General features: G+C 25.9%; 11 protein-coding genes. 3 read left to right on the plus strand and 8 right to left on the minus strand.

Features of this window, described 5'->3' with window-relative positions; genetic code table 11:
* Positions 1 to 14: 14 nt before the first annotated feature.
* Entirely contained in the window at positions 15 to 302 is a 288-nt protein-coding gene (locus tag C7N41_RS01645; protein ID WP_105963991.1) for a hypothetical protein, read from the minus strand.
* 161 nt (positions 303 to 463) lie between these two features.
* Here C7N41_RS01645 and C7N41_RS01650 point away from each other — a divergent pair, with 161 nt between their 5' ends.
* Positions 464 to 1,051 (plus strand): helix-turn-helix domain-containing protein, encoded by a 588-nt coding sequence (locus C7N41_RS01650; RefSeq protein ID WP_105963992.1) that lies wholly within the window; start codon positions 464 to 466, stop codon positions 1,049 to 1,051.
* Between the two features lie 25 nt (positions 1,052 to 1,076).
* Here C7N41_RS01650 and C7N41_RS01655 read toward each other — a convergent pair whose 3' ends face one another.
* Complete coding sequence (locus C7N41_RS01655; RefSeq protein ID WP_105963993.1) at positions 1,077 to 2,207, minus strand: YdcF family protein; 1,131 nt, start codon at positions 2,205 to 2,207, stop codon at positions 1,077 to 1,079.
* Between the two features lie 100 nt (positions 2,208 to 2,307).
* Positions 2,308 to 2,847, minus strand: coding sequence for a hypothetical protein (locus tag C7N41_RS01660; RefSeq protein ID WP_105963994.1), 540 nt, complete (start codon positions 2,845 to 2,847; stop codon positions 2,308 to 2,310).
* 189 nt (positions 2,848 to 3,036) lie between these two features.
* Here C7N41_RS01660 and C7N41_RS01665 point away from each other — a divergent pair, with 189 nt between their 5' ends.
* Both C7N41_RS01665 and C7N41_RS01670 read left to right on the plus strand, forming a co-directional pair.
* Positions 3,037 to 4,062, plus strand: a complete 1,026-nt coding sequence (locus C7N41_RS01665) for a DUF805 domain-containing protein (RefSeq protein ID WP_105963995.1) — start codon at positions 3,037 to 3,039, stop codon at positions 4,060 to 4,062.
* Positions 4,063 to 4,197: 135 nt separating this feature from the next.
* Entirely contained in the window at positions 4,198 to 5,478 is a 1,281-nt protein-coding gene (locus C7N41_RS01670; RefSeq protein WP_105963996.1) for a hypothetical protein, read from the plus strand.
* A 29-nt stretch (positions 5,479 to 5,507) separates the two neighbouring features.
* Here the strand turns inward: C7N41_RS01670 and C7N41_RS01675 are convergent, their stop codons facing one another.
* The 5 genes from C7N41_RS01675 to C7N41_RS01695 are packed head-to-tail and all read right to left on the minus strand — an operon-like array spanning position 5,508 to position 12,144.
* Positions 5,508 to 6,401 carry a GIY-YIG nuclease family protein gene (locus tag C7N41_RS01675; protein ID WP_105963997.1) on the minus strand — a complete coding sequence of 298 codons (894 nt, stop codon included), beginning with the start codon at positions 6,399 to 6,401 and terminating at the stop codon, positions 5,508 to 5,510.
* A gap of 19 nt (positions 6,402 to 6,420) precedes the next feature.
* Entirely contained in the window at positions 6,421 to 8,937 is a 2,517-nt protein-coding gene (locus C7N41_RS01680; RefSeq protein WP_105963998.1) for an SIR2 family protein, read from the minus strand.
* Positions 8,934 to 9,320, minus strand: coding sequence for an SIR2 family protein (locus tag C7N41_RS01685; protein WP_105963999.1), 387 nt, complete (start codon positions 9,318 to 9,320; stop codon positions 8,934 to 8,936). The genes C7N41_RS01680 and C7N41_RS01685 overlap by 4 nt, the downstream gene beginning before the upstream one ends.
* A 19-nt stretch (positions 9,321 to 9,339) precedes the next feature.
* Complete coding sequence (locus C7N41_RS01690; RefSeq protein WP_225362843.1) at positions 9,340 to 10,539, minus strand: restriction endonuclease subunit S; 1,200 nt, start codon at positions 10,537 to 10,539, stop codon at positions 9,340 to 9,342.
* Positions 10,540 to 10,548: 9 nt separating this feature from the next.
* Complete coding sequence (locus tag C7N41_RS01695; protein WP_105964001.1) at positions 10,549 to 12,144, minus strand: type I restriction-modification system subunit M; 1,596 nt, start codon at positions 12,142 to 12,144, stop codon at positions 10,549 to 10,551.
* Positions 12,145 to 12,153: the final 9 nt, after the last annotated feature.

Below are 12,153 nucleotides of genomic sequence, written 5' to 3' on the forward strand. Positions count from 1 at the left end.
TTGGGCAATCTTTTTTATACGTTCCAAGTAGAACCGCTTTTAACAAATTTAGGTGCTTTATGCTTTTTGATGTCTTCTTCAGCATCGCTAACTGCTTGTTCACGAATTGATTCAGTATAATTAGATACCAATTCGATGAAATCATCATCTGATAAATTAGTATCATTTTGATCATTGTATTCTTTAGCATATTTTGCTTGAAGTGCTTGACCAATCTCTTCTACTTCTGCGTCTTTTAAATCAGAAATAACTGCAACCCATAAATTGTACATGTAATTAAAAACAATTTTATCGTTAAACATTTAGACATCTCCCCAGATATATTCGTATTATTATAACTACAATTTTACTATACATATTAGGCAATTTGTATGAAGAATTTAAATTTGTTGGCACCAAGTGGTCTTGTATTCACCCAAAAATTATCTTAGAATTTGCAATAACAGTTAGGAGATGTGACATTATGAGACTAATTGGTCAAAGATTAAGAGTCATTAGATTGTCAAAAGATATTAGCATTGAAAGTACTGCTCAAAATACTGGTCTTACAGAAAAAGCCATTAAACAATTTGAATCTGGCTATAACATCCCCCAAATTCAAGATTTATATCAGTTTAGTCAATACTATCAAGTTCCATTAAACTCCTTGGTACCAGAAAAGAAACTCAAATCGCAAATGCTAACATATGATATTTTTACTACCTTACTTATAATTTTTTATCTATTAGTAACCTCATTTGGTAACTTAGATGTTATAGATTTTCTCTTACCAATCGGATTATCTGGTATATTTATAGATCCTATTAAAATACATAATATCGCTAAAAGTATAAATATAGAAGATCCCGTCTTTTCGTTTATCGCAAAATACACTAATCATAAATTTGCTAAAGCATTAATTTGGATTTTATCAATCATATCTATATTAATTTTCATAGTAAATGCTGTGAAATTTTTATTTATCAAACCTATTATTACTACTATCGTATTATTAATATACTTAGCCTTTTTTACAGCGCTTTATTTTAAGAAATTCAAAAAAGAAGCATAATGGATATCCTCCACTATGCTTCTTTTTATCTCTGAATACCTGGTAATAACCAAAAACCAGCGACTCTCAATACATCATTAATAATTTTAGGAATATCACGTGAATTATTTTCTAATGCTTTAAATTCATCTTTGGATTCAAAGACCACATACTGATCTAACAAATATTTACCGCCAGTAATTAGCCGAGCAGTTTTAAATAAAGTGTATGAACGTTTCATATGTGAGGCATTAGAAATAATGGTGACTGTTTTAGCACCATTTTCATTCAAAATATCAGTTGAATTAACAGTATTCTGAACAGTATCTCTCGAATAAGTTTCTTCAAAAATGCGCTTAGCTTTAATGCCATGATTAATTAGCCATTGTTTCATTACCTTCGCTTCAAAATCTGGTTCGCGAGGCAATTTTCCTCCACTCACTAAGATTCTTGTATTAGGCATTCTTTTAGCTAATTTTAATCCCGCACGTAGACGTTTCTTAAGTTTTAACTTCATCTGACCTTCCGCCGTTAAAGAAGCGCCTAAGATCACGATGAAATGTTTACTATTATTATCATCGTAAACACGATTCAAATTGGTCGTGAGACGAATTGTTTTGAGTTCTTCTAAATATTTTAGCCACCCTGCAACTTGCTTCGTCTGTTGACTATCAATTTGATTTAATCGTGACAACGAGTGTTTAAATGCCTTATGATTCTTATTAAATTGCGTATAAACAGCCAAACTTAATAAGGCTTGATAGTTATTAGGATTAATCCGCAAAATTTTTTGCCAAATATCGGTAGCTAAATTTAAATGTTTGCTTAATCGATACATGGAGGCTAATCCTAATAGATATTTCTCATTATTAGGTGAAATCTTTAAAGCATCTTTAAATAACTTAATTAAAGTTTCATTATTGTATGATTTATTCATATTGTCATGATTAACTGATAATAATACCGGCTTGTACCAGTAGTTATAGCGAATAACGGCATCTAAGAAATTCAATTTTTCAGGATTACTAATAATTCGTTTTAAATACTCCTGAACTGAACTATAAGAATAGTTAGAATCATATTCTTGGATATGCTTACCATTGATTGAAAAGCTGGAAATCTTGTTCACCGCTTTTGGCAATACCTTAGTCGCAGCATTTGATTTTAATAATTTCATTATTAAATCACCTCAGTTTCAAAAACTAACGTCTATGAATTAAATCGATTATAAGACTATTTATGCAAAAAAGTAATTATTTTGAATGTATAATTAAAAATTAATCTTCGTAGTAACTATAGTGTGGATAACGTTTATGCATGAATTGTTTTGCTAACTTAAAGCTACGGTAATAATGTTGAGTTCCCCATATACCCACACCATAAGCAGTACTCAACACTTGATGCCCATTATGCTTAGAAAAATTATAAAAAGTACCATCTCCAGCACCTGAATTCCAAACAAGTGCATTAATCCAATTCATACCATGATACTTAAATTGATATGCATACAACCAGTTAATGGTAGGACTTTTTTTAGATAAGGAAGCATTTCCAATTGGATATTTCTTTTGTTGATGCAAATTATGTAAATATGATTTCTGTACATGTTTACCATTATTATATTCAAATACCTTTTTACCCATATAATACTTAGACTTGCCATCTGAAGCATACCAATAACCGCGCATTTGTTTTGGAAAAATGTTAATACTTGATGGCTTGGTAGATGCTTTACTCGTTAAAGTACTATTCTCACTCCAAATAAAAAGTGCTATAAAAAATAAAAATGTTAAATAGAAAAATTTTTTCAATTTCATTATATAATCCCCCATCTACTTCAACTATAGTGCCAAGTTATTTCAAATTAAAGAATAACTACCTTAATCATTTTAAATTGGCATTTTTCAGTCAGTATCTTTACAATAGACTTACTGAGTTTTTAATCTAAAGTTAAGTAATAAAAACTATAATCTAAATAAATTCTTAAATATGGAGTTATGTAAATTATGAATAATGAAGAAATGGAAAATCACAATTTAATTACTGCATTTAAAAAAATGTGGTCAAACATGTTTTATATTGAGGGAAAAACAGAACGTGTTGATTTCTGGTTAGGCTATGTCACTATAGCCATTATCGATCTACTATTTTTCACCCTTGTTTTAGGAACTAATAATAGTTTATGGTCAGTCATTTTATTTTCAATTGTTAGCGCTTTTGGCTTAATCATGACTTTTACCGCAGCTATTCGTCGTCTACATGATGCTAATTTTTCAGCACACTTTTTATGGCTATTATTGATTCCCATTTTTGGGGTAGTGATTGTTTTTGTTTTATTGGTAACACCTAAGTCTGATGAAAATCGACACGCTCCTTCTACGAAACCAGCGGGGATGAAATGGGAAAGTAGTATTTTAAATTGGTTAATTATTATTGTTACTGCATTAGCATTATTTGGAATTAATGAATTGATTTCAAATGCTGCTAATAGTTCTAATAATAAAATTGATGTTACTAATACTTCTGATAATGACGATTCCAGTAGTAGTGACAGTAGTTCTTCTTCACAAAGTAGTAGTTCTTCTTCTGAGTCATCTAGTGAATCTAGTTCTAGTGAAGAAAGCTCCTCTTCTTCATCGGATGAAGATAATGATAAACATGATGACGATAACAATGATGACCAAGATCAATCTGATGATAATCAAGATGAAGACAAAGACAAAAATAATGATGATCAAGATCAAGAAGAGCAAAATTCAGCTAGTGAACAAAGTTCTTCATCTGAAGATAATAATAAAGAAAATGCAGATAAACATGATGATCAAGATAAGTCTGATAATCAATCAAATGATGACAATAATAAGCAAGATAATAACGATCAACCAAAGCAAGAAGATAACAAGCAAACCAATAACCAAAGTAATGAACAAAGTAAACCTAACGATGATCAAAATAAGCAACAAAACCAAAATGAATCATCAAATCAACAAGAAAATCAGAATAGTAATGCAAGTAGTTCAAGTTCAAAATAATTGAAAAATAAGGCCAGCTAAAAATATAATTGTTTTAGCTGGCCTTTTATATATCCTAAAAAAAGTAATTGTTTAATAATTTACTTATGATAAAATAATTAAATCACAAAAATACATATTATAGGAGTTTACCAATTGAAAAAATTTAATAAAGCATCACTAGTAATTGCCCCTATGGCATTAATGTTATTTAGTAGTTCATTAAACATCCCTAAGGTTATGGCAGATAATAATGGTAGTTGGTCAGAACAAGAACAAATTAATCAACAAAATAAATATAATCAAGAATTAGTTAATAAGTATAAAAATTATACGACTAAAGAACTATATGAATATTTATCTAAAGTTGAGTCAACAATTCCAAGCATTATTAATGGTGCAAATGATGGGTTCAAAAAAGCATTAGATAGTAATTATAATAATGAAAAAAATACATTTAATAGTTGTAAATCAGATATTAATAACTTTGATTTAGATAATAAAAGCAAAGTTTACTCTACAAATAGTCTTAATAATTGGATAATACATTATCATGGAAACAATGATATTAATAATAGAATAAAAGATTTAACTAAAGTAATAGATTCAAGTAATAACGATTCAATTAATGATGAACAATTAGAACAAATAAAAAATATTAAATCAGACTATTTAAATTTCTTAGACAGTTCAATAAATAATTTAGATAATAAATATCAATCAGATTTAAATAATTTAAATAAAGAAATAGATAAAGATAAAGAATATTCAAATAATGCCTTATCATATGCAACAAAATATCAACAGATTTCAAAATTAAGTAATGATATTATTTCTACAAAAAACATTGATGATATCAAAAACGTTTTATCTGATTATAACTTTGCTACTAATAATATAAAAAGTTATCAATACGCAAAAAACGACATAAATACTACTAATAATTTAAGAGAATTAGAATCATACTTAATGAGAACTTATATTGATGAGTCTAATAAATCATCTATAAGTTTGGATGATGAAATTGATAATCTTAAGAACCAAATAAATTCAATAAATAATAAATCAAATAATTCATACATTCCAGTATCAAACAATTCGAATGTTAATAACAACAATGATGCATTAAAAAATGAACTAAACAATGCCAAAAATAATATTAACAATATAATTAACAAAAATGTTGAGTTAAGTAATACTACAAGTTCACTTAAAAATGAAATTGAAACTTTAAAAAAACAAGTTCACGAATTAAAGAACAATAAAAGGTCAAAAAATAAAAACACTAAGGCAAATAAAAGAACTTTAAACCAAAAGAAAAAAGAATTGAATAAAGTAAATAAAGAGCTTAAAAAACATATTAGAAAAAGTAATAAAAAGAAATTAATTCAAAAAAGAAACTCTATTTTAAAAAGTATTAAAAAATTAAACAAATAAATTAAAAACACATCCAAATTGGATGTGTTTTATTTATCTAAATATTCTTTTAATGTTTTTCCACTCTTATCTTTCCACAGTGTATTCCCATTAGCTGAAGACTTATAAATCATTCTAGCAGCAGTTGATGGACTATCAAAAACATAATCTTTTTGAAATACATTATCTTTAATAACCCCACTATCAACTAATGATTGATAACTACGTAAGTTAGCAGTATTAAAACTACTACTAAAATATTTTGGTGACAATTTGGAACCTTTTAAGACTTTGAAGTCATTTTTAATAACAGCCTTGGCATCACTATCTCGACCATTCATATAAAAGATGGTCTTAGATATATCCAATGATGCATTGTTTGTATTATCAGTCACTAATTTTACAGGTTTAGCTTTCTGCATATGAAAAATGGGTAATCCCAATATTCTTAATAGTGTATCAAGGTCAGCAAAATCGTTTTTAAAGTTTTCTTTATCACGTAAACTAATCATTGAATTTCCACTAGGTTGATGTTCAGAAAATAGTGAGATTCTTTCTTTTTTATTAATTAGCTGATAAATATAACGTTCAAGATATAAGATTTCATCTTGAGTAAATGATGTGTCATTATTCTTAATAAATAAGATTGCTAAATTCCACCAGTTTTCTTTATCAACATTATGCTCATAAGTTCTTTTAGTAATATTTTTAGCTTGTCCTATATAAATTTTAGTTTCATTAGTAATTGAATGATTTGCATCAACATTCATTAATAAATAAACCCCAGAATGTTTTAATTCATCATGTCTATTTAATACATCATTAACTTCATTCCTGGGAACATAATAGGCAATAATACTACCACCATTATTATATCCACAATATTTAAAACTAAAATAATCATCTTCATTTGATAAGAATGTGTAAATGTCTTTTGATCTCATAAAACACCTCTTAAATGTATTAATTATTTAAAGATTCTTTATAAACGTCAACTCCCATTTTCATCAATATATAAATAGTCTCTTGATCAAGTTTCCCAGATTTTAATTTATTTTTTAGTTTGCTATTAAATATAATATTTCTATTTTTCTTAAGATATTTCAAAAATTTATTTTTTCCATTTAAAAAATCAAAAAATATGGATCTTAACCAAACATAACTATCTAAATTTACTAAGGAATAATCAAAATTTTCAGGATCATATAAAAAGTTAATTATAGGATATTTATTTTTGATAGGTTCTATACTTTTTTTCTTAAAATTATATCCACTTGATTTTAAAATCATAATCAACAATAATCTATTTTCAGGATCAAAAGAACTAGTTTTAATATTTTTATTATCGTTTTGAATTTCTTCTACTATTTTTTTAAACATTTTTTGTAAATTTTTACCATATATATATCCGTTAATATAAAGTTCACATAATATATAAACATCTTCATTAACATATTTATCAACAAATCTTTTAGAAAATCTTTTATTGAAATATGCTTTATTAATAGTAAATCTAAATAAATAAACGTAATATAAATCTATATTATTATAATATAAAATATTATTTTTAACTTTTAAAAACAATTCATCGTTATTGCTATATTTATACCATAAATTAACAAATTCATAATTTAGAAAATATTTGTGAGGAAGTTTATTAAAAAGCTCTATATTAGAAAAAATATTCAATAAATATAAATCTGATTTAAGAAAATTGTTCTTATTAAAAAGAACTTGGTTATTAACAAAATAATTGAAAAAATTTCTAACTAAATTTACTGAAGTGTATAAATGATCAAATATTATATCTGTAATCTTTTTATAAATAGTCAATATATTATCTTCTGTTAAATTTTTACTATAAGAAAATAGAATTAAAAAATTCGATATATAACTAAGCATCTTATTAATTATATATCTATTAAATTTATTTTTTAGCATAAAATTATAAGAATCACAAAGCATGACAAAAGATTTAATTATTTCATCAATGTTGTCAAATAATATATATTTAATATTAGAATCATTTATAATATTTTTTAAATGTTCTTCATCTAATTTTTTGATAATAATATCAATATCCAATAAGTTCAATTTATAATCATTATCATAATGATTACCGAATATTCCATTATTGGTATTAATATAAGTAATTAATATCAGTTTTAAATACAATTCATATAAGTCTTCATTTGCATTATTTTCAAACATTCTATTAATAATAGAATAATTATAAATATCATAAACAATAGGTTGCAAATAATCCAACTTAAAATATGTCTTTTTAAGTTTTATTGTATCCCCAACATCAAATCCAAAAGATATTCCCTCGTATCTATTAAGCTGCTCTTTATAAAAATCTGATAGTTTATCTCTTTTAATAATTGAACCATTTAATATTTCTTTATTAAATTTGGAATATTTGTCCTGTAGAGTGGTTTCGTTAATATAAGAATTATTTCGTCCATTAAAAGTTATTATATTTTTTTTGTTAATAAAATAATTAATATAGTTATTTTCCTTATTGAATGAAACATCATCTAATTCTTTTGAAATAACATTTCTATTATCGTCTTTAAAGAAAGGATCCTTCGAACAAAAAATATATCTAATATAAATTAAATCAACCTTGAAAATATCTTTTGCATACATTTTTTTATATAAGTTTATATAATCATTGAATTTTAAACTATTATAAATATAATCACGAATTTTATTTTCTTTTACATTAAACGTCTTACCATTTTTACATACAATATAAAATTCGGAAATTTTATTAACAACATCTTTTAATAAATTACTTAAATCATCATTATTAGAAATAATTTTAATAAGTTTATCGAATATAGGTTCAGAAACAATGATGATGTTATTTTTCACTCTAGTTTCATTAGAAGATTCATCGAGTAATGGAAATATAATATCTAATAAGTATTTATATGAAACATAATTTAATTTATGAATTTGCTGTAAGGATGTTTTTAAATCAAAATCATCGCCATTATATAAATATTTCATGACTGAATAAATAGGAACCGCATGTTTTTGGTCTAATAAACAATTATAATTATATTTTGATATTAAAGAATCAACATCATTTAGATCAATAAGATCAATATTATTATTATTAAAGTATTTTTTCTGAATATCATATCCATACCTATCTTTTTCAGATACATTAATAAGTAAAACGTTGTTCTTATAATCATTAATTGATAATTTTTGTTTTAAATAATTATACCAATTCATAATTAATTTTAGATTATTATCACTTATGGAATAACCAATAAATAAAAAAGTATGCGTTGCTAATAAACTTTTTATAAAATTAGAAATTAATAAGTGATCATTTTCGTAGTTCAAGTAATCTTTATCTTTCAAAACTATAGATTCAAGATGATTAATATCGCCATGCATTTTAATTATAAAGTGATTACTTTTAGAAGAATTGTTTATAAAAGAACTATCATCATAAATCATTTTATAATTTTTTCAGACCCTACATTGTTTATAGATTGTTCTATTAATGTGTCATAATTAGTTGTGATAATATGATCAGGTTGTAATTTGATTATTAGATCGTCCAATTGATTAGTTTCATAATCATTATTTAAGACTTCGTTTAATACCTTTTTATATTCATCTGGGCTTTTATCAAATAACATTTGAGGTATCTTTAGATAATCATCACTACTTAAATCATCTACATTTATTTCAAGACTTTCTCCCATTTTTTTAACAAGATAACCCCAACCTGGAATATTAGAATTCCTAGATATACCTGATCCCACAAATATCACTAATTTTGAATCATTGTTAGCATTAATAATTTTGTTTAAAATATTTTTATAATTACTATTCATTTAGTACCTCATCAAAATATCATATAAATAATCTTTGAAAATATGATTGCTTTATTTTTCTTAAATTATATTCTTTTTGTGATTGTAAATTAATTAGTTGATCTAGTTTATTGAAAAATAAACCCATTTTTTGTTGTTCTTGTTTTTGAGGAATATTCAATAATAAAGAATTTATTATTTTTCCGGAAAGATTGCCCTGTCCACCTTGTAAATATTTTCTAACAATATAATTTTTTTTATAAGACAATAAATTATATATATAAATATTATTACAATAATCATTTACCTTAATTGCTAGTATAGCCTGATTAATAGCACCATTAATTTTAGATATACTTACCTCACCACTATTGGCACCATATAAGGCATATAATATAGTTCCTTTATCGACTAATTTAGCAGATGAGTTCTTTAGTCCTTCTTCTGATATATTTATCTTAGTATTCTTAGAATCTATCTCTCCTGATCTAATAAAAGGAATTTCTCCATTGTAATAAGAAGTTACTGAAATATTAGGTGTACCTCCAGAAAAGGATACTGAAATATCTGATATTTTTTTATACTCCCATTCTCCACTAAATCCATAAAATCTTAATCTAGGAACACTTTCACCTTTTTGTGGAAACATTTTTTGTAAATATCCATGTTTTAACTTTTTAAGTTGTTCAACTTTTTTAGATTGAAGATCAATTAATTGATCTAATTTAGCAAAGAATGATCCTATTTTTTCTTGTTCATTTATTTTAGGTAAAATTAAGGGCATATTTTGAAATGTTACATCTTTAACTGCAATTCTATCTGATCTAGCTCCTGAATTACCATTTTGATAAATAAATTTATGCCATTTGGAAGAAATAAAATAATTATCTAAAAAATTATAATCATTATTATTAATATTAAATACATAATACAAAGGTGAAACTATTCCTTTAATTCCAGTTTTATTTCTTCTTATAGGTCCATATTTAGCAAATTTAGAAACCCTAGGATTATATATATAGTCATTTGGATTAACTTTATAATAACCATTTATATTTTTAGAATTAGCAATTTTTTTATCAAAAAAATTTTTTTGAGTAATAACACCAAATTCAGCAGAATCTGTTAATACATTTTTTATAGATTTCTTTTCATTTTTATAAACCCTTTTTTCTGATACATCACCTAATCTTTTCTCTTCCCATTCACCTTCAAATCCCTTAAATCTTAAACGAGGGATTTTTTTATACTATTTTTTGTCATCAGATTTCACATCCGTTTCAACTAAATCTGCTGCCATGGCATCGAAGTCTTTTTGCACTTGGGCAATTTGAGCATCTAAGTCCTTAATATTATTTTTAACTTCATCGATATCAATATCTGGTTCGGGTTCAAAAGTATCGACATAGCGTGGAATATTTAAATTAAAGTCATTTTCTTTAATTTCATCATATGATGCAACATGGGCATACTTATTCACATCTTGATGTTCTTTATATGTTTTAACGATTTTAGCGATATTATCAGGCGTAATATTATTTTGATTCTTCCCTTTTTCAAATTCACGTGAAGCATCAATGAACATAATGTCTGAATTATCTTTATCTTTTTTCAATACCATAATTAAAGTTGGAATACTTGTAGAATGGAAAATATTAGCAGGCAAACCAATTATGGCATCAATGCGATTATCTTCGATTAATTTTTGTCTGATTTTACCTTCTTTGGCACCTCTAAATAAGACTCCATGAGGTAAAACAATCCCCATTGTTCCATTTTCTTTTAGATGGTATAAACCATGTAATAAGAACGCATAATCAGCTTTCGACTTAGGAGGTAACACTCCATAATCTCTGAAACGAGGATCCGATAAGCGTTCATTACTGTTATCCCAATGTGCTGAATATGGTGGATTCATTACCACAGCATCAAATTGATATGGTTCTTCAACTGGCCAATCTTTGTCTAAAGTATCGCCATTACGTAAATCCATATCTTCATAAGACACATTATGCAACATCAAGTTCATACGCGCTAAGTTATAAGTGGTAGTATTTAGTTCTTGTCCATGATATTGAATTAAACTAGGATCTTGTACATGTTGTCCGACATTCAATAGTAAGGAACCAGAACCAACGGCTGGATCATAGATAGTTCTAATTTGATTATCACCAGCATTACGCTTATAAGTTACAATTTGTGAAATGATATCAGAAACTTGGCGTGGAGTGTAGAATTCACCAGCTTTTTTACCAGAATCACTAGCAAATTGGGCAATTAAATATTCATAAGCATCACCTAGAACATCTCCATTATGACCTAATAAATCAATATCATTTAAGGCCAACATGGTATCACTAATCACTTGATTACGTTGACGTAAGTTACCGCCTAATTTATTACTGTGTAAATCAACATCATCGAATAAGCCTTCAAAATCTTGTTGGGAAGTTTGTCCATTTGTAGAAACTTCTAGTTCATGCAAAGCCTTTTCTAGGTTTTCTAACTCAAAATCTCCGGAATTAATTTCAGCGATTAGATTACTATATAAATATTTAGGTTCAATGTAGTAACCAACTTTGCTTAATAATGAGTTATATATAAATTTACTAGTATCATCTTCAGCTGATAAATATTTTTCATAGGCATCCTTAATCATTTGAATATCTTGATCTTGAATATCAGTACTTTCGGCAAACGCTTGCAGTGATTTAATTGATAGAAAGCGGTAAAAGATTAAGCCTAATAAATAGTTTTTGTATTCAGAAGCATCCATTTTACCTCTTAAGACATCGGCTGCATTCCATAATGAACTTTCTAAGTTGCTTGATTGTTGATTAGCCATTTCAATTCT

This window comes from Apilactobacillus micheneri (assembly GCF_002993975.1).
In the GTDB taxonomy this organism is placed as follows: domain Bacteria; phylum Bacillota; class Bacilli; order Lactobacillales; family Lactobacillaceae; genus Apilactobacillus; species Apilactobacillus micheneri.

Coding starts and splice junctions, on each gene's coding strand:
- C7N41_RS01645 (WP_105963991.1), bottom strand. CDS start 302: ATGTTTAACGATAAAATTGTTTTTAATTACATGTACAATTTATGGGTT.
- C7N41_RS01650 (WP_105963992.1), top strand. CDS start 464: ATGAGACTAATTGGTCAAAGATTAAGAGTCATTAGATTGTCAAAAGAT.
- C7N41_RS01655 (WP_105963993.1), bottom strand. CDS start 2,207: ATGAAATTATTAAAATCAAATGCTGCGACTAAGGTATTGCCAAAAGCG.
- C7N41_RS01660 (WP_105963994.1), bottom strand. CDS start 2,847: ATGAAATTGAAAAAATTTTTCTATTTAACATTTTTATTTTTTATAGCA.
- C7N41_RS01665 (WP_105963995.1), top strand. CDS start 3,037: ATGAATAATGAAGAAATGGAAAATCACAATTTAATTACTGCATTTAAA.
- C7N41_RS01675 (WP_105963997.1), bottom strand. CDS start 6,401: ATGAGATCAAAAGACATTTACACATTCTTATCAAATGAAGATGATTAT.
- C7N41_RS01680 (WP_105963998.1), bottom strand. CDS start 8,937: ATGATTTATGATGATAGTTCTTTTATAAACAATTCTTCTAAAAGTAAT.
- C7N41_RS01685 (WP_105963999.1), bottom strand. CDS start 9,320: ATGAATAGTAATTATAAAAATATTTTAAACAAAATTATTAATGCTAAC.
- C7N41_RS01695 (WP_105964001.1), bottom strand. CDS start 12,144: ATGGCTAATCAACAATCAAGCAACTTAGAAAGTTCATTATGGAATGCA.